This is a genomic window from Paenibacillus sp. EB106-05-06-XG162, assembly GCF_058791655.1.
In genome coordinates, this window is sequence record NZ_JBYTDT010000021.1 from 22,884 (window position 1) to 39,800 (window position 16,917).

At 46.0% G+C, this 16,917-nt stretch carries 21 protein-coding genes; 12 read left to right on the forward strand and 9 right to left on the reverse strand.

All coding sequences use genetic code 11. The annotated features are described in order from the left end of the window. Nucleotides 1-102 precede the first annotated feature (102 nt). The 3 genes from AC3WU2_RS27430 to yunB all read left to right on the forward strand — a co-directional run bounded on the left by AC3WU2_RS27430 (nt 103) and on the right by yunB (nt 2,746). Entirely contained in the window at nt 103-768 is a 666-nt protein-coding gene (locus tag AC3WU2_RS27430; RefSeq protein ID WP_018758930.1) for a potassium channel family protein, read from the forward strand. Between the two features lie 7 nt (nt 769-775). Further along, nucleotides 776-1,567, forward strand: a complete 792-nt coding sequence (locus tag AC3WU2_RS27435) for a TrmH family RNA methyltransferase (RefSeq protein WP_492458116.1) — start codon at nt 776-778, stop codon at nt 1,565-1,567. 333 nt (nt 1,568-1,900) lie between these two features. Then, nucleotides 1,901-2,746, forward strand: a complete 846-nt coding sequence (gene yunB, locus AC3WU2_RS27440; RefSeq protein WP_492458117.1) for a sporulation protein YunB — start codon at nt 1,901-1,903, stop codon at nt 2,744-2,746. A gap of 36 nt (nt 2,747-2,782) precedes the next feature. Here yunB and AC3WU2_RS27445 read toward each other — a convergent pair whose 3' ends face one another. Then, nucleotides 2,783-3,880, reverse strand: a complete 1,098-nt coding sequence (locus AC3WU2_RS27445) for a M23 family metallopeptidase (RefSeq protein ID WP_492458118.1) — start codon at nt 3,878-3,880, stop codon at nt 2,783-2,785. 138 nt (nt 3,881-4,018) lie between these two features. On the opposite strand from AC3WU2_RS27445, the gene lipA reads away from it, so the two are divergent. Continuing rightward, a complete protein-coding gene (lipA, locus tag AC3WU2_RS27450) occupies nt 4,019-4,912 on the forward strand; it encodes a lipoyl synthase (protein ID WP_492458119.1) in 894 nt (297 codons plus the stop codon). Nucleotides 4,913-4,960: 48 nt separating this feature from the next. Continuing rightward, nucleotides 4,961-5,536, forward strand: a complete 576-nt coding sequence (locus tag AC3WU2_RS27455; protein WP_492458120.1) for a YutD family protein — start codon at nt 4,961-4,963, stop codon at nt 5,534-5,536. Nucleotides 5,537-5,622: 86 nt separating this feature from the next. Here AC3WU2_RS27455 and AC3WU2_RS27460 read toward each other — a convergent pair whose 3' ends face one another. Together AC3WU2_RS27460 and ylbJ are read right to left on the reverse strand one after the other, a co-directional pair. Next, the gene (locus tag AC3WU2_RS27460; RefSeq protein WP_379345061.1) at nt 5,623-6,438 is read right to left on the reverse strand and encodes an NAD kinase; all 816 of its coding nucleotides are present in this window, start codon (nt 6,436-6,438) and stop codon (nt 5,623-5,625) included. 89 nt (nt 6,439-6,527) lie between these two features. Continuing rightward, nucleotides 6,528-7,565, reverse strand: a complete 1,038-nt coding sequence (ylbJ, locus tag AC3WU2_RS27465; protein WP_492458156.1) for a sporulation integral membrane protein YlbJ — start codon at nt 7,563-7,565, stop codon at nt 6,528-6,530. 514 nt (nt 7,566-8,079) lie between these two features. Here ylbJ and AC3WU2_RS27470 point away from each other — a divergent pair. Continuing rightward, nucleotides 8,080-8,457 (forward strand): globin domain-containing protein, encoded by a 378-nt coding sequence (locus AC3WU2_RS27470; protein ID WP_492458121.1) that lies wholly within the window; start codon nt 8,080-8,082, stop codon nt 8,455-8,457. 20 nt (nt 8,458-8,477) lie between these two features. Beyond that, complete coding sequence (locus AC3WU2_RS27475) at nt 8,478-9,182, forward strand: DUF2225 domain-containing protein (protein WP_492458122.1); 705 nt, start codon at nt 8,478-8,480, stop codon at nt 9,180-9,182. 110 nt (nt 9,183-9,292) lie between these two features. Here the strand turns inward: AC3WU2_RS27475 and AC3WU2_RS27480 are convergent, their stop codons facing one another. Both AC3WU2_RS27480 and AC3WU2_RS27485 read right to left on the reverse strand, forming a co-directional pair. Continuing rightward, nucleotides 9,293-9,532 (reverse strand): hypothetical protein, encoded by a 240-nt coding sequence (locus tag AC3WU2_RS27480; RefSeq protein ID WP_492458123.1) that lies wholly within the window; start codon nt 9,530-9,532, stop codon nt 9,293-9,295. Beyond that, on the reverse strand, nt 9,529-9,702 hold the full coding sequence (locus AC3WU2_RS27485; RefSeq protein ID WP_492458124.1) for a YycC family protein: 174 nt from the start codon (nt 9,700-9,702) through the stop codon (nt 9,529-9,531). The genes AC3WU2_RS27480 and AC3WU2_RS27485 overlap by 4 nt, the downstream gene beginning before the upstream one ends. Before the next feature lie 107 nt (nt 9,703-9,809). On the opposite strand from AC3WU2_RS27485, the gene AC3WU2_RS27490 reads away from it, so the two are divergent. The 4 genes from AC3WU2_RS27490 (at nt 9,810) to AC3WU2_RS27505 (ending at nt 12,456) form a co-directional block, all read left to right on the forward strand. Then, complete coding sequence (locus AC3WU2_RS27490; protein ID WP_492458125.1) at nt 9,810-11,591, forward strand: M3 family oligoendopeptidase; 1,782 nt, start codon at nt 9,810-9,812, stop codon at nt 11,589-11,591. Between the two features lie 4 nt (nt 11,592-11,595). Then, nucleotides 11,596-11,751, forward strand: coding sequence for a hypothetical protein (locus AC3WU2_RS27495; RefSeq protein ID WP_492458126.1), 156 nt, complete (start codon nt 11,596-11,598; stop codon nt 11,749-11,751). Nucleotides 11,752-11,764: 13 nt separating this feature from the next. Further along, nucleotides 11,765-12,010 carry a GNAT family N-acetyltransferase gene (locus tag AC3WU2_RS27500; protein WP_492458127.1) on the forward strand — a complete coding sequence of 82 codons (246 nt, stop codon included), beginning with the start codon at nt 11,765-11,767 and terminating at the stop codon, nt 12,008-12,010. 317 nt (nt 12,011-12,327) lie between these two features. Further along, nucleotides 12,328-12,456, forward strand: coding sequence for a hypothetical protein (locus tag AC3WU2_RS27505; RefSeq protein WP_492458128.1), 129 nt, complete (start codon nt 12,328-12,330; stop codon nt 12,454-12,456). On the opposite strand, the gene AC3WU2_RS27510 is transcribed toward AC3WU2_RS27505, so the two are convergent. Beyond that, nucleotides 12,453-12,953 (reverse strand): GNAT family N-acetyltransferase, encoded by a 501-nt coding sequence (locus AC3WU2_RS27510; protein WP_492458129.1) that lies wholly within the window; start codon nt 12,951-12,953, stop codon nt 12,453-12,455. The two genes, AC3WU2_RS27505 and AC3WU2_RS27510, sit on opposite strands and share 4 nt — an antisense overlap. 76 nt (nt 12,954-13,029) lie before the next feature. Next, nucleotides 13,030-14,289 (reverse strand): methyl-accepting chemotaxis protein, encoded by a 1,260-nt coding sequence (locus AC3WU2_RS27515; protein ID WP_018758915.1) that lies wholly within the window; start codon nt 14,287-14,289, stop codon nt 13,030-13,032. A gap of 199 nt (nt 14,290-14,488) precedes the next feature. Between AC3WU2_RS27515 and AC3WU2_RS27520 the strand changes: the two genes are divergently transcribed. After that, complete coding sequence (locus AC3WU2_RS27520) at nt 14,489-14,899, forward strand: hypothetical protein (RefSeq protein WP_018758914.1); 411 nt, start codon at nt 14,489-14,491, stop codon at nt 14,897-14,899. Nucleotides 14,900-14,990: 91 nt separating this feature from the next. Here the strand turns inward: AC3WU2_RS27520 and pfkB are convergent, their stop codons facing one another. Both pfkB and AC3WU2_RS27530 read right to left on the reverse strand, forming a co-directional pair. After that, nucleotides 14,991-15,971: a 1-phosphofructokinase gene (gene pfkB, locus AC3WU2_RS27525; RefSeq protein WP_492458130.1), complete on the reverse strand. Its 981-nt coding sequence runs from the start codon at nt 15,969-15,971 to the stop codon at nt 14,991-14,993. Then, complete coding sequence (locus AC3WU2_RS27530; protein ID WP_314591195.1) at nt 15,958-16,830, reverse strand: class II fructose-bisphosphate aldolase; 873 nt, start codon at nt 16,828-16,830, stop codon at nt 15,958-15,960. Before AC3WU2_RS27530 ends, pfkB begins: the two co-directional genes overlap by 14 nt. Nucleotides 16,831-16,917 lie beyond the last annotated feature (87 nt).

A 16,917-nucleotide genomic window follows, 5' to 3' on the forward strand; every position in this document is an offset into this window, starting at 1 on the left:
AAGATTAACCGGAATGATTCTTGAGAAAATGTGCTTTTATGCGTTCGAAGGTTGTGTGGTATAATAAGCACAATTGAGATTTCTACGGGGAAGGTGACAGAATTGGCTAAAAAACAATTTGCAGTCATTGGGATGGGGCGATTCGGCTCTAGTGTGGCTCGTGCCATTAGCGATATGGGGTTTGAGGTTCTAGCGATCGATAGTGATGAAGGTCGTGTGCAGGATATCGTCAATATTGTCACACATGCCGTATCTGCCGATTCGACAGATGAAGAAGCGTTAAAAGCACTCGGTATTCGTAACTTCGATGTGGTTGTTGTTTCGATTGGACAAGATATTCAATCCAGTATTTTGACAACGTTGATTCTTAAAGATCTTGGTGTTCCAAGGATTATTGTCAAAGCGCAGAATGAATTACACGGAAAAGTGCTCAATAAAATTGGGGCGGATAAAGTCATTTATCCGGAGCGGGATATGGGACTTCGCGTCGCGCATCATTTAGTCTCCCCGAACATTATGGATTTTATCGAACTGTCGAGTGATCATAGTATTATCGAGATGCAAGCCGCGCCTCAGATGGTAGGCAAGAACTTGAAGGAATTAGATGTGCGTGCGAAATTCGGGTGCAACGTCATGGCGATTAAAAATAATGGGAAAATGAACATTTCTCCAAATGCGGATGATGGCATCAAATCCGATGATATTCTCATTATTGTCGGGGCTAACAAAGATCTTCAGAAGATGGAGATTCACTATTCGAATGGGTGAGGGGTACATGGAAATTACATCTTTACAGAATCCGCGGGTGAAGCAATGGGCGCAGCTTCTGGAGAAAAAAACGCGAGATAAAGAACACAAATATATTATTGAAGGCATTCATCTGGTACAGGAAGCGCTCATCTCAGGTGCATCGGTTGAATGTATCGTGTATAGCTTGGAACAGGGCATGCCTGCGGAAATTGAGAAGTTGACGGCATCACACTTGGATGTGGAATGGATCGGTGTTACGTCAGCGATCATCACCAAATGCAGTTCGACCGAGACGCCGCAGCCTGTCTTCGCAGTCGTTCACAAGCAAAGCTCGGACATGGGCGCATTCATGGAACGAGAGAATGCGCTAGTCGTCGTCGTAGATGGCGTACAAGATCCAGGCAATCTCGGTACGATCATTCGCAGTGCGGATGCTGTGCTGGCTGATGCAGTGATTCTCGGGAAAGGCACAGTGGATCTGTACAATCCGAAGACGATTCGCGCAACGATGGGTTCAATGTTTCATTTGCCGATTCTGGAAGGGAATCTGAATGAATTACTCCCTGCAGCCAAGCAAGGTGGCGCACGGATTGTGAGTACCAGCTTGCAAGCGGAGCACACGTGCTATGCCTATGATTTTCGTCCATCGATATGGTTGCTCGTCGGGAATGAAGGCAAGGGGGTATCGGCAGAGGCAGAAGCCTATGTCGATGATCGGATTATTATCCCGATGCCGGGCCGTGCGGAATCGCTTAATGTTGCGATGGCGACATCCGTATTGCTATATGAGGCGCTTAGGCAACGGCGATTTACATAGTTGCATATGATGATCAGAAGGGAAGAGCACGGGTGTATGCCGTGCTCTTCTTCATGTCGAAGCGATGCAAAAGAATATAATGCGTGTTCAAAAAGTCGGCTTTTCAGCACCTAAGAGTTTTCAAAGAAAACTTGCTTCGTAAGTATCAGCTAAGGTTGTGAGAATCTGAAGAAGGATGAACGCAAGATTCGATGTCGAATTCGCTTCTTGTAGCACTTCGTGGGCAAAAGATGACTTTTGAACTATCACTGATAGCCTGTTCTTCTTTTTCTGGGCCATGCCGCATAGACTGTTAGAGTTAACGGTATGATGTGTCCCACAGGAGGAACGCCTATGCAGATTAGGAAAGGGTGGCGAAGCAAGCCTACTCGCAAGCCCGGGAGCAAACGAAAGCTGTTCTTTATCGCACTCGTTGTCTTTACCTTACTATCGCTGCAATCTTTAATATTCTTAGAGAAAAATCTAAAGCCGCCAATTATGGCGTTAGCCAAAATTCGGATTAAACAAATCGCGACCCAGGCCATCAATAATGCGATCTCGGAACAAATTGCCAGCGGCAGTAACTTTCAGAATTTGATTGATTGGAAGACGGATCGGGATGGCAAGGTCGCTGGATTTATGATGAATTATGCGGAGAATATGCGAATTACTTCTCGTACCAAAGAGGTTGTCGAGGGTACCTTGAAGAACATTGAAGATTTGAACGAGCATATTCCGCTCGGTCAAGCATTAGGGAGCGCCGTGATTGCCTCTTTCGGGCCTCAAATTCCAATTCGCTTAGAACCGCAAGGCGCCGTAAAAGTGGAGTTGAATACAAAACAGCAGGATGCAGGCATTAATATGGTTCTGGTCGAAGTATACATCCGTATTGTAGCAGAGGTATCCATCATTATTCCGTTCGATACCGAACCCGAAGTGGTCGAGTCTAATATACCGATCTCCTATATGATGGTGGTTGGCAATGTTCCGCAATATTATTATGACAATAAAGGTAAAGCCATAGGTGACAATAGTGGTGGAGCGCCTAGCCTGGCGTTACCGGGTCTTAACACACCTTCTTCGGAACAGGATGCATCGAAAAAATCACAAGGCACGACGACAACGGTCATTACCGATTCGCATGAACAACCGTCGGATGTTGCTGTCGATGTTAATGCAAATCAAGAAGGCAAGAAATAATCTCTCTGTTGGAACGAAAAATAAGGCAGTCAACCTCTATTGGTTGCCTGCCTTTTTCAATGCGCGTCGTTCATCGTTCTCCCACTTACGTAGGAGTGGATAAGGGTCGAAGGACCACTCTGTCCATCCACGATCACGGTAAATTCCATAATGCAGATGCGGTGGAAATTTTCCTTGTGTACCGGGTTTGCCGTATCCCGAACTGCCGACCCAGCCAATGACTTGGCTTGGCTTGACAAGATCTCCGACTTTCAGCGTCTTCTCGAATCCTGATAAGTGCGCATAGTAGTGGTAATAATTACTCAAATCACGAATTCCAACGCGCCAGCCTCCAAATGGATTCCAACCCTTTGTCTCTACGATCCCATAGCAGGTGCTGCGTACAGGTACACCATATCTTGCGAAGATATCCGTTCCCTCATGGATACGAAAACCGCCCCAGCTGCGGGAAGTCCCCCATGTGCTGCGGTATGAATAATCCGCATGAAGCGGGACAGGGAAAGCATGCTCATCAAGGGCTCCATAGCCGAATGTCGCGTAGATGTTGGCGAACTGATTAATACGTGTCACAGCGTTCGAGTTATGGTAATAATTCCAGAGTCCGATGCTGAAATCGTCCGCTGAGGTGCCATAGCTGCTAACGTAGGACGCGATGCTATAGAGGAGATCGAGATCGTTGGTCGGATCTGCAATTCCATCACCGGAGCCGTCTTTGCCAAGTCCTGAATAGATCGAGATTGACTTCGGATTCTGATCTGCATAGTCTGGGTTTAGCCAGCCGCTCCATGCCGGTTCCTGAATAGCTATTGCGGTAATTCGATTGGTAGCTTGTTGTTGAATGGTAGTAGCAGCCGACTTTTTCGGTGTCTTCGCAATCGTGCGCTCATATTGGTCAATGGCAGCCAGTCGATTCCAGGAAAGACGTGTCTTAGCTTGAATATTGTCATAAATGTTTTTTCGTTTACGTAGAGTCTCTTCCTTTGAGTCCGGCTGTGATGCTTGCTCAGTGTAAACTTTAGCGTGTGCTGCTATACGATGGGAAGTGGTGTCAATCAAGACAATCGACAGACTGATTGCTGTTGTCGCAGCCAGACAACGTAAGCCGATCCGTAACGTTCGATGGTTCCAGAGCACAAACAGTTCCCTCCAATTTTTTTATCATATCATTAGGTTGAATCAAGGATGTTCATTTTATCCAAGCTAATTATGTGGTATAATTACGAAGGTATGAGCCAAATCAAATGTGATTGTTATACGAAAGAAGGTAGCAGCATGACAACGGAACAGCGAGAACGTAAACCAGAATGGATCAAAATAAAACTTACAACCGGTGAGAATTATACCGAAATTAAAAATATGATGCGTTCCAAAACATTGCATACAGTATGTGAAGAAGCACGTTGCCCGAATATTTATGAATGCTGGGCGAATCGAACAGCTACATTCATGATTCTTGGGGATATTTGTACACGGGCTTGCCGTTTCTGTGCGGTAAATACGGGATTGCCCACGGAACTTGACTTGCAAGAGCCGGAACGGGTCGCTGAGTCTACAGAACAGATGGGACTTAAGCATTGCGTCGTCACTTCGGTTGCGCGTGATGACTTGCAAGATGGCGGTGCGATGATCTTCGCAGAGACCGTTAAGGCGATTCGCCGTAGAATGCCGTTCTGCAGTGTCGAGGTATTGATTCCAGATTTCATGGGGAATGAGGATGCGCTGCGCGTGGTAATGGATGCGAAGCCAGATATTCTGAATCATAACGTCGAGACGGTTGAACGTCTATCGGATCGTGTACGTGCCAAAGCGAAATATGATCGTACGCTGGAGCTGTTGCGTCGTGCGAAAGAGATGCAGCCACAGATCCCGACGAAATCAAGTATTATGCTTGGCGTTGGCGAAGAATGGGATGAAATTCTTCAGACGATGGATGATCTGCGTACCGTGGGTTGTAATATTTTAACGATTGGTCAATATTTGCAGCCGACGAAGAAGCATCTAAATGTCGAGAAATATTACCATCCAGACGAGTTCGCGAAATTGAAGGAAGAAGGCATGAAGCGTGGATTTAGCCATGTGGAATCCGGACCATTAGTTCGTAGTTCGTACCATGCACATGAGCAAGTACAATCTGCGTCGAAGGCAGATGCAGCACAACAAGTATAAGCTTATATGTAGTGTTAATCAGTTCATAGGGTCGAGGAGAGGGTAGGCTTGATTCATATCACCGGCAAAACGTATGAGGTAATAACGGATCATAAGAACGGATGGAACCCAGAAGCGTTCAAAGAACGGTATAGTGATGTGCTCGACCGTTACGACTACATCATTGGCGACTGGGGATACAATCAGCTCAGACTTAAAGGCTTTTTCCGAGATAATAACTCCAAAGCGACCAAGGATACGATGATTGCCAGTATGGTCGATTACATTAATGAGTATTGCAACTTCGGATGTGCTTATTTCGTGGTGGAGAAAGTACGTGAGCAGAAGCCAGAGAAATCTGACAAACCTGAGAAGCCAGAAAAGACAGAGAAGACGGACAAGCCAGAGAAATCCGAGAAGTCCGAGAAGTCCGAGAAATCGGATAAACCTGAAAAGGTGCAGCAGGATGGCGGCGGGCAGCCCGCGCAGAAGCAGCAGCATGCGAAGAAACAGCAGCAGACTCAGCAACAGCAACAAAAGGTTGATAATAAGGCTGACAGCAAGCCTGAGAAAGCAGAAAAAGGCCAACAACCATCATCATCAACACAACCACTCGTACAAGCGAGCAGCGGGACTTCCGAATAGGGAGTCTCGTTTTTTTTCATTGGGACATATTTCATAATAAAAAACCAGATCTCGTTGTACGCAGACCTGGTTTGAATGTTAATTACTTATTGAAAGCCTTGCCCGATGAAGGCTTGTTTGACCCGATTCCAGAAGGGGAACGGACGAAATCTTGCAAAGCTTACCTTTTGAGCGGATACAGCACAACGAATGGACTGTAGTTGATCTACCGCGATGGTTAAATGATCGAGTGATAAGATAAGACGTTGAGTTTTGCTGGAGTAAATATCGCAATGATGATGCTTCGGCAGAATCAGCGAGGAACCCAGCGTACGATATACCCGGTTGTTAATGGACGCAATTTCGGCGATTTGCAGTGCTTCAATACTCGGATGGATCAGAGCGCCGCCGACACTTTTGTTATAAGCCGTACTGCCGGATGGTGTTGAGATACAGATGCCATCCCCACGGAACATTTCGAATATTTGATCATTGATATCGATTTGGGCTACGAGTGTACCGTCGACCCCTTTTAACGTAAACTCATTCAGTACTTGATATTTCTCGAGGCCATGTTCGCTGACAATCTCTAGCTCAATGAGCGGATATTGTACAATGCGAGGTGTAATCGAGTCTGGGAGCTTCGTACCTGCCATCAAGTTAACGAGCTGTTCTAGTTCATCGGCTTGCCAATCGGCATAGAAGCCCAAATGCCCCGTATGGACCCCAACGAAAGAAATACGATCCAATTGATCGCTATATTTATGAAAAGCGTGCAGCATCGTGCCGTCGCCGCCGATCGATACGACAACTTCGGGTGCTTCCTCATCAAATTTCATACCGCGATCCGCAGCCAAGCGATGAAAATTCGCTGTGAGTTGGTTGGATATTTCATCATTACGATTTTGCACATTGTATCTCAATGGAATAAGAGCCCCTTTGTCTTGTGAAAATGATATGCTTGCCTCATTAGATCATAATCAATCTGCAGAGAGAATACAATGTTTGTTTGTCAGGATTTGTAGAATAAGAAGACAAAGATCATGGCGAGGATCCCGTGTGCGAATCTTGCGATGAGGAAAGGCCAGTAGCGTAAGTTCGTTGCGTTCAGAATGCTTGCAACTTGGGCGTGTACGGATAGCCCACCCCAAGAAAGAACAAATGCGGCAACGGCAAGCTTGGTAACAAGCGGAATATCGATTCCCGCGGTTCCGGCCGATTTTGCACCGAGTGTAACCTCGAAGATGCCGTTCATAATCGATTTGGACATTTCAGGTGGCATGCCGAACAACCCCAAGATGGACTGAATCAGACTATACATGCCGTTCATGACGTGTGCGGAGGTGAGTAATTCGAGTATAACAGAGAAAAAGACGACAAGTCCGCCGACGACCATCATGAGCTTCAGGGAGGATTGGAGGGAATCGCTCAATAGCTTCCCTAGATCTCGGCCATCACGAAGACGTGCCTGATGCATCGCGCGAATGGCAAGTCGGATGCGGCTTTCACTGGATACTCCCGTTGAGGGCTGCATGGGCTTCGTCGAAGATGAACGTGCACCATGAAATCGCATAAGAAAACCAATAAGTATCCCCGCACCATAGTGAGCAAGTGCAAGAATAGGCGCAACACGGGCATCTTGGAAAAAGCCAACAGATACAGCACCGATGAGAAAGATCGGGTCCGAAGTTGTCGTAAAGGCGACAAGCCGTTCCCCTTCTTCCCGATTGACCAGTTTCTGATCCCAGAGTTGAGCCGTTAATTTGGCACCTACAGGATAGCCGGAAGCGAAGCTAATCGCAACGACGAACCCGCCTGTCCCAGGAATGCGAAAAATCGGACGCATCAGCGGATCCAATAGGGTACCTACGAAATGGACAATTCCGAAGCCGAGCAGCATTTCCGAAATGACAAAGAAGGGAAACAGAGCGGGAAACAGGACATCCCACCAAATGGCAAGACCGCGAACTGAGGATTCCAGGGTCGCGCTCGGAAAAATGATCATGAATACGACAATTGCACATGTTATCAAAGCAATGATAGGTGTCATTGTTAATCGTAATCGCAAATGGGTAAGCCTCCTGCTCGTCAAAATGTTAGAGTACTTCCTAGTCAATATATGAAAAAAGCAGGACAAACATGACCCTTGGATAGGACAAGGGATGAAAAATAGTTTAAGAAAACGGTTACAAAACACGTTTAATTTTTCGCATCCTATGCTACAATAGAACTATATACGAAAAAAGAGGGGTCAACGGCAGAAATACATTTTTTAGAAAGTGGTGTGATGAAGATGAGTCTTGTGGCGGGCATTCTCGTATGTGCTTTTGTTTATGTTATTAGAGCGTCTTTAACACCCGGCGAAGAAGAGTGGGATAGCTAGACCTTTAGAACCATGATGTAGGGCTGTTATCTGACTGCCTGAGGCTAAGAGATAAGGAAATCCGTGTCTATGAGGCACGGATTTCTTTTGCGTATACTCGAGTAACATTTAGCAGATATGCAGCGCGTTTATTTTTGTTATAATAATGAGGCAACGAAGATAAAGAGAGGATGGGTGGAACGTGAAACCGAATAGTACAATTTACGAAGCTTTGGGTGGTGAGGATTCTGTTCGTCGCTTGGTGGCAGCCTTCTATCCACGCGTGCAGCGCAATGCGCTGCTCGGACCGCTGTTTCCAGAAGATATTATGCCTGTGCAAGAGAAACAGTATATGTTCTTGAGCCAGTTTTTTGGAGGCCCTTCTTTATACTCTGATCAGTACGGACATCCGATGATGCGGGCTAGACATATGCATTTCCCGGTAACGAAGGAGCACGCGGATGCTTGGCTCCAGTGTATGAACGAAGCGCTACAAGAAATTGAAATTGAGGATAGTCTGCGCAATTTTGTGTTAGAGAGATTATCAGGTCCGGCTTATCATTTTGTGAATACACCTTAGACAGTATTGGAGGCATGCACATGGCGCTCGAACCGCTTTATCAAATTAAAGTGAACTGTATTTTCTGTGAAATGGAATATCGTACTTCACGCGTACGCCAAAGTCTTAAGAAACCGTACAAGACAGATACCGATTTCTGTTCGCATTATAAAGATGCCAATCCGGATTATTATGTTGTACGGGTCTGTCCGAATTGCGGCTATGCTTCGACGGAGAATGGGACGGAAAAGCTGACAGATAAGCAGCGAAAAGCATTTGCTGAACAAATTCAGCCGCGCTGGGTCCAGCGTGAGTATGGTGGGGAACGGACATGGGAGAAAGCACTTGAGACCTATCAACTTGCGCTCTTGTGCGCGCAGACGATTCAAGATTCTGAAAGGCTTATTGCCAGTCTGCTGCAGCATATTGCATGGCTCTATCGTTATCAAGAGAATACCGAACAAGAGCAAAGATTCCTGAATTTCTCGCTTGAGGCGTATATTCATGTTTATGAGCTGGATGGGGTGGGTGCGAATAACGCGAGGTTATTGTATCTCATCGGAGAATTATATCGCCGCGTGGGTAACAATCATGAAGCCGTGAAATGGTTCTCTCGTGTAATCAACGATAAGAATATTGTTGATTCTGCGATGATTCATGCGTCACGTGAACAGTGGAAACTCCTTCGCGAAGAAATGCAGGAGCAGCATATGGATTTGTCTGAGGAAATGAGCGAAGCGAAGTAAGTAGTGCTTGTATACATAATGGACGCAACAAAAAGCCGCACGTACCATGAAGAATGGAATGTCCTAGGTTTGGATTGCGGCTTTGTTGCGTCTTCATCTTGATTCCCAGTCTACCGCCGTCCTCGTAGAGGTTCCGATGCTAGCAGATAGTCATGATCCATATCGACCAAGGTAACACGATGCGAGCAGCATGGGAAGACGAGCAGCTTCTTTTTCCCGTCATGAATGTCTTGCAGCTCCTTCGGCTTTAAGGGCAAGAGAACATTCTCTTTGGTACAGAATGGGCAGGCGTGGATGTAAATATCGTTCATGATCTGTTCATAAGGCCATGTATTTTCGAACGGAATCATTGCTTATCCTCTTTAGACGGGGCGTCTGTTATTGCTGTATTAGCTTTGGCGAGATCGGCAATTTTCTGCATTAGAATATGTTGCGGCATATGCATTAAATGCTCAAGCGGGACACCAAGCTTCTTAGACAATGCGATAGCGGTTTCAGGCGATATTTGTAAAGGTTTCATACAGTTCCTCCTTTGTGGGACAATAATTCGGGTCAATTCAAATGCAATTCAATGCTATTCCAGTATACCATTCATCAGAAATGGACAAAAGGACAGGTGAAAAATTCATGCAACAACCATTACAACAAACATGGGATCTAGAATCCATCTTTGCAGGAGGATCCTCCTCGGACTCGTTCGCACAATTTCTACTACAGATCGAGAGCGATATTAAGGGACTCGAACAACAGCTAACATCGGCTGCAGGTTCTACAGACGTGAATTCATTTAAAGCATCGCTTCAATCGCTTCAAGATATTACGCTTCGTGTTCGTGAGGCAGCTTCCTTCGCTTCTTGTCTAACAGCAGAGAATCAGAAGGATAAAAAAGCGACCATGCTCGTAGGACGTGTTACGACAATCGATGCGCAGTTGTTGTCCGTCATGACGGTGTTTGATGAGCAAATCCGTTCGTTGGATGACGGAGTCTGGAGCGAATGGCTGAAGCAGTCAGAGATCGCTGAGGTAGCATTTAACTTGAATGAACGTCGCGAATGGGCCAAAGAAAAACTGTCTCCAGAGCTCGAAGCACTTGCAGGGGATCTTGCGGTTTCCGGGTATCATGCATGGGGAGAGCTGTATAACACAATTGTCGGCAGCGTACAGATTCCTTGGCAAGAAGGCGACAAGACAACGCATTTGTCCGCCGGTCAAGCGTACAATAAATTGTCAGATGGCAGCAGTGAAGTTCGCGCTGAAATGTTCAAAAAGTGGGAAGAGGCATGGGGCGAGAAAGCAGATTTCTGTGGCGATGCCTTGAATCACTTGGCAGGGTTCCGTCTGAAATTATATGAGAAACGCGGCTGGGATTCGATCCTCAAAGAGCCGCTTGCCATTAACCGAATGTCTGAAGAGACATTGAATGTCATGTGGGATGTCATCATTAAGAATAAACCGATCTTCATCGAGTATTTGAATCGGAAAGCGAAGCTTCTCGGTACGGAACGTCTAAGCTGGGTGGATGTCGAGGCACCAGTGGGTGCTTCGAGTCAAGTGATTTCCTATGATGAAGGTGCACAGATCATTGAAGAACAATTCCGCAAATTCAGCCCTAAACTGGCGGATTTCACGGTTCAAGCATTCGAGAAGCGTTGGATCGAAGCCGAAGATCGTGCAGGTAAACGTCCTGGTGGATTCTGTACTTCATTGCCGGTGAGCAAAGAGACGCGGATCTTCATGACGTATGCGGGAACGCCTTCAAATGTCTCAACGTTAGCCCATGAGCTAGGGCACGCCTATCATCAACATGTGACCGATGGATTGCCAGCGATGGCGCAAGAATATGCAATGAATGTGGCAGAAACGGCATCAACCTTCGCGGAATTGATTGTATCAGATTCTGTTGTGAAGATGGCGAAGAGCGACGATGAGAAGTTGGCATTGCTCGAAAATAAAATTCAGAACTCCATCGCATTCTTCATGAATATTCATGCACGGTTCTTGTTCGAGACGCGTTTCTATGCGAAACGTAAAGAAGGACTCGTCGGAGTTGAGGAATTGAATGAGCTGATGGTGGCGGCACAGAAGGAAGCTTTTTGTGATGCACTCTCCGAGTACCATCCGCACTTCTGGGCGTCGAAGCTTCATTTCTACATCACGGATGTGCCGTTCTATAACTTCCCGTATACGTTCGGGTACTTGTTCAGCGCAGGTATTTATGCGCAAGCGATGCAAGAAGGTGCAGCATTCGAGCAGCGTTATATCGATTTGCTGCGGGATACAGCACGTATGACGGTTGAGGAATTGGCTCAGAAGCATTTAGGCGTCGATCTGACGAAGCCGGAATTCTGGCAAAAAGCAGTAGATCTCTCGATCGCCGATGTTCGTGAGTTCATGGCAATGACAGAATAAGCCTATGAATCCTTCTATCGATGTCATTCATCAGGTACCAGATGCAGATGAATATATGGCACTCCGCGTCACAGCAGGACTAAGTCCGAAAAGTATAGAAGGTGCGAAGATCGGACTGCAAAAACTCCGTCTTCGCCGTATCGTTGAGAAATGCGGATAAACAGCTTATAGGAATGGGAAGGATCATTGGTGATGGCGGTTGTTTTTATCAAATCGTAGATATTGCCGTGGACCCAGCATACCAAGGAAAAGGTTATGGCAAAACGATAATGGCTGAACTCATGAATTACTTGGATACGAATGCACCGAAGGACTCCTATGTGAGTCTGATCGCTGATGTTCCTGCGGATCAGTTATATCAGAAATATGGTTTTGCTCATACGGCTCCTCGTTCTGTGGGCATGTATAAGAAGTATTAATTGAACAAAAAGGAGGCAGCGTGGTCGCTGCCTCCTTTGCTTTTCCCTACTTCCTCCACTTCGGAGAAGAATTTAAATCTCTTGTGAGCTATAGGGCATAAAAGGGAAGGGAGGGAACTCGTGTAGGAGCCTGCGTCCGATCTTTGGGAGCCATTTACCGCCTTCTATCTCATCAAAGTAAATGGCGGACAAGAAGCGCCCGGAAGGAGTCCCTCACTTCCCCTATGGGATGCTCAATAGCTCACACTCCCGGCTTCCTCCCCTAGAGTAGAAGTATTTAAATCTCTTGTGAGCTAAAAGGAGGAGGGTGGGGTCTCATGGAAGAGTTTACGTCCGATCTTTGGGAGCCCATTGCATCCAACTTATCTAATCAAGCAATGGGCGGACAAGAATCGGCTGTAGAGAGACCCCATCTCCTCCCATCTATGCTCACACTCCTAATTTAAATTCTTCTCCCCACGATCACCAGATCACGCTCGATCCCGTCCAAATTCGCTACCCGCGGCAAGGTTCCCCAAGCCTCAAAACCGAACTTGCGAAGCAGTGCCAAGCTAGGTTCATTATGACCGAATACGAACCCTAACAAGGTGTGGATATCAAGCTTTGGACATGCTTCAATCGCCCGTTGAATGAGGAGATTTCCGATCCCTTGCCCTCGGTATTCCTCAGCAATATAGATGCTAATCTCAGCTGTCGCATTGTATGCTGGTCGGCCATAGAAGGATTGGAAGCTTAACCATGCTGCAATTCGCCCATTCTGCTTCAAAACCCACAGAGGGCGGAAATCTGGTGAATGCTCATCGAACCATGTCATACGGCTCTCCACAGTGACGGGCTCAAGATCCGCCGTCACCATGCGTCCCGCTATGGTGGAGTTGTAAATTTCAACAATACGATCCAGATCAGCTAAGGTTGCATCTACAATTTCATAAGGTGTTTTCATCTATGGTGCCTCATTTCTATAATTTGATTTGAAAAAACAGGACTGAAGTTCAGCCCTGTTCATTCGTATGTATGTATTAGAGTTTAAAGACGGAAATCGTACGTTGCAACTGAACAACGACTTGCTGCATCTTCTCTGTCTGCTCAACCATGGCGAGAACGGATTGAATCTGTTCATTCATGGAAGCTGAGACCTGCTCTGTTCCAGCTGCAGATTGTTGCGTAATAGCCGATATGTTCTCAATCGTGCTTGAGATTTTCTGTGCACCTTCAAGCATGACATCGCTTTCTTTGGAGAAGTTATAAATTTCTTCTGTAATGAATCTGACGCTGTTCACAATCTCTGCGAATACGCGCTCGGTTTCACGAATAAGTTCGGTCTGAATTTGAACGATATTTTCATTCGTCTGAATATTTGTGATCGCTTTCTTAATACCTTGCTCAATTCCGCGAACGAGTAGGAAGACTTCTTTCGTCGATGCGGAGGATTCTTCAGCCAGTTTGCGTACTTCCTGAGCAACAACCGCGAATCCTTTGCCATGCTCACCAGCACGAGCGGCTTCGATTGATGCGTTCAAGGATAGCAAATTTGTCTGCTCAGCAATTTCAGAGATCGTCCTCGTAATTTTCGTAATCCCATCGGCTTGCTTCGCCAATTCTTCTATCGTCATCGCAACATTCGCCGTCGCTTCAATATTTTTCTCCATGCCGTGGCTCTGGCTTTCGACAGCGCTTCGACCTTTCTCGACGAGCTGGATCGTCTGCTCGGAGCGATTATTCATCGCTTTGGTCGAGTGGGCATAAGCTTCGACTTTGCTCTCGATATCCTTGATGGATTCCGATACGGATGCGACATCTTCCGAAATCTCCGATGCCCCTGTAGCAAGCTCATTGGAAGAGGAGGCGACTTGTTCCATAACAAGCTTCATGTTGTTGTTCTTATAGTAGATATCTCGGCTTGCGTCAGCGACGAGTCGGGAAATATTCGATGTATCATTCAGGATTTCTTTCAATTTATCGATCATACTGTTGAACGAATGCCCTAATTGTCCTAGTGCATCATTCGATGATACGTTGATTTTGGTGGAGAAGTCCCCTTTGGAAATGTTCAATGCAACACGAGAGATGTTCACAATCGGTTCTGTTAATAACTGTTCCAGCCAATTGATGAGCGGATAGCTAGCTGCGACCAACACAACAATGACGATCAATCCGGGAATAAATGAACCGCCAGCTGTCAGGAGTAGGATAATTGTCGCAAGGGAGAAAATACCTACAAGCGTGTAACAGCCAATTAGCAATTTAAGCTTAAAAGATAAAGAATGGAACCAGTTCATATGAACGCTCCTTTATGGGAAGATTAATCCATATTATATCAGTCAATTCAGATATGGTCTATAAGAACGATTTGCACAATTTAAAATATATTCCAATATTATGTATTAAATTGTTGTAAAAAGGAAAATTCTTCCGTATAATGAGGAATAAGTCCTACAAATTATGACCTAAACTGACAACATAATGGGAGGGAATTAATTGAATTTAGAACAAATTTCTCTTGCTAGACAGACAGACATGGCGTTTAAAGAACTGGGTGAGGAGCTAGGTACCTTAACTTCGGGAACATTATTCCTTCAAATTCGAAACAATACAATTGGTAAATTTGGCATACGTCATAATCCGATTGATTGTATCGAAAGCACTGGGAGTAGACCTTCTAAGGGCCTAGATGCATCACAGCAGAGAGCATTCCGCAATATGGCTATTGAGGCTTTGAACTTCAAGAAGGGCTGGACCCACGGAGAAATTTGTTTCGATTTTACAATTCGCCAACAGATGCTTATCGCAAGCGCACAATTTGAATCGCATTACAATATGGCGAACGTCATGATTCGAATGAACCAACGTAATACGAATGTGTATGCAGGATCGAACTTGGACTCATAATTATTTAATTTTAATTCGTGATTCGCATACGTACAAAAATGAAGAACACCTCCAGAATCGAACATCAATTCTGGAGGTGTTCTATTATATTCTAGCCTTCAACAGGAATTACTTCGACGTGGACATTCGCGAACAATCGCTCGACATCTATCGGTTGAACAGAGCCAGCACCAATCATGAGCGCATTTGCACTGCCGCACGCAGAGCCTAGTCGCAGCGTATCTTCAATGCTATAGCCACGTTCTAGGGCAATTATCATACCGCTGACCATGGAGTCGCCGCTTCCGACGGGATTTACAATCTCGAGTGGTGGGAAGGTGACGCGGTATAGCTTGCCTTCATAGCCAGCAATCGCGCCGTCTTTTCCTAGAGACACGACGACACAATCGACGCCGTCAGCCATTAATGAGAGAATGCACTCGTGCAGTTCATCAGGCGACTGGATGCTCTTGCCGACAAGTTTCTCAATCTCATGTTCATTAGGTTTGATGAGGAAAGGCTTCGCTTCGAGTCCAGCGACGAGGGCATCACCGCTTGCGTCGAGTACAATCCGAAGATCCGGATTACCGGTCCTCACATCCCGAATGAGTCTTGCGTAGGTGTCCGTAGGACAACCCATCGGCAAGCTTCCTGAGAAAGCCATGCAGGTAGAAGTCTTCGCGAGCTCTTGCAATTTCAACGACAACGCATCAATCGCGTCTGGCGTAATTCGCGGCCCAGGCTCGAGAAGCTCCGTCTGTTCATTGGGTCTGGCAGGGTCTAAGATGGTGATACATACTCGCGACTCGCCCGGAACCTCAACAAAATCATGTGTAATTCCTTCTTGATTCAGTCCCTCCGTAATGAAACGTCCTTGGGAACCTGCAACAAAACCAGATGCGATAACAGGCTGCTGTAAGGTCGAAGCGACCCTGGCAACATTAATTCCTTTGCCGCCAGCAGTCGCTACCATATCATTCACGCGAAAGGCATAATTCAGATTAAATTGAGGTACCGTGTAAGTCTTATCAATCGCTGCATTTAATGTCACGGTCACAATTCGTGAATTCATATTCGGATTAGATGTAGACATCTTTCGCCCGTCCTACACAACCTGTAAGCTGCATTTTCTCAAGAGCTAATTGCTTCACAGCTTGTTTTGCTGGAACCATATATTTGCGCGGATCATTTTCATTAGGATTCTGTTCGAAAATATGCTTAATCGCATCGGAGAATGCAATACGCAGTTCAGTTGCAACATTCATTTTACCCATACCCAGCGCGACACAGCGTTTCACTTGCTCAGCAGGGATACCGGAACCGCCATGCAAGACAAGTGGAACTTGAACGAGATTATAAATTTGCTCAAGTTTATGGAATGCGATATTCGGCTCACCTTTGTAAATGCCATGCGCTGTACCGATCGCTGGTGCAAATGTAGCTACACCCGTCCGTTCTACAAATTCCACACATTCGTTAGGATCAGCAAGGCGTGCATCTTCTTCACTGACGATAATGTCATCTTCAACGCCGCCGACTTTGCCCAGCTCAGCTTCGACATTCACACCTGCTGCACGAGCAACGCGTACCACTTCAGCAGTCCGGCGAACGTTCTCTTCGAATGGATGCATGGACGCATCGATCATCACGGAAGTATAGCCTGCACGAATACATTGGACAAGCAATTCATAGTCCGTACAATGGTCCAAATGCAGTGCAATCGGGATGGAAGACTGCTTGGCAGCGACTTGTGCAGCAGCTACGATATATTCCGGTCCTAAGTGTTTTACAGTTCCTACCGTTGTCTGAAGAATGAGTGGAGCTTGTGCTTCCTCAGCTGCTTCGACGACGGCTTGCAGCATTTCTAATGTATGGACATTGAAGGCTGTCACACCGTATCCGTTTGCCCGCGCGACTTCAAGCATTCTTGTTGATGATATCAAATGACCCATTTCATAAACCCTCCCAATAAAATGATTGAAACAATCAAAAATATGATTTATAATTTCATTAACTCGATTATAAAGGAGGACTTTAAC

Coding starts and splice junctions, on each gene's coding strand:
- lipA (WP_492458119.1), top strand. CDS start 4,019: ATGACAACGGAACAGCGAGAACGTAAACCAGAATGGATCAAAATAAAA.
- AC3WU2_RS27510 (WP_492458129.1), bottom strand. CDS start 12,953: ATGAAAACACCTTATGAAATTGTAGATGCAACCTTAGCTGATCTGGAT.
- AC3WU2_RS27530 (WP_314591195.1), bottom strand. CDS start 16,830: ATGGGTCATTTGATATCATCAACAAGAATGCTTGAAGTCGCGCGGGCA.
- AC3WU2_RS27485 (WP_492458124.1), bottom strand. CDS start 9,702: ATGAAACCTTTACAAATATCGCCTGAAACCGCTATCGCATTGTCTAAG.
- AC3WU2_RS27505 (WP_492458128.1), top strand. CDS start 12,328: ATGGAAGAGTTTACGTCCGATCTTTGGGAGCCCATTGCATCCAACTTA.
- yunB (WP_492458117.1), top strand. CDS start 1,901: ATGCAGATTAGGAAAGGGTGGCGAAGCAAGCCTACTCGCAAGCCCGGG.
- AC3WU2_RS27480 (WP_492458123.1), bottom strand. CDS start 9,532: ATGATTCCGTTCGAAAATACATGGCCTTATGAACAGATCATGAACGAT.
- AC3WU2_RS27500 (WP_492458127.1), top strand. CDS start 11,765: ATGGGAAGGATCATTGGTGATGGCGGTTGTTTTTATCAAATCGTAGAT.
- AC3WU2_RS27515 (WP_018758915.1), bottom strand. CDS start 14,289: ATGAACTGGTTCCATTCTTTATCTTTTAAGCTTAAATTGCTAATTGGC.
- pfkB (WP_492458130.1), bottom strand. CDS start 15,971: ATGTCTACATCTAATCCGAATATGAATTCACGAATTGTGACCGTGACA.
- AC3WU2_RS27495 (WP_492458126.1), top strand. CDS start 11,596: ATGAATCCTTCTATCGATGTCATTCATCAGGTACCAGATGCAGATGAA.
- AC3WU2_RS27475 (WP_492458122.1), top strand. CDS start 8,478: ATGGCGCTCGAACCGCTTTATCAAATTAAAGTGAACTGTATTTTCTGT.
- AC3WU2_RS27490 (WP_492458125.1), top strand. CDS start 9,810: ATGCAACAACCATTACAACAAACATGGGATCTAGAATCCATCTTTGCA.
- AC3WU2_RS27435 (WP_492458116.1), top strand. CDS start 776: ATGGAAATTACATCTTTACAGAATCCGCGGGTGAAGCAATGGGCGCAG.
- ylbJ (WP_492458156.1), bottom strand. CDS start 7,565: ATGACACCTATCATTGCTTTGATAACATGTGCAATTGTCGTATTCATG.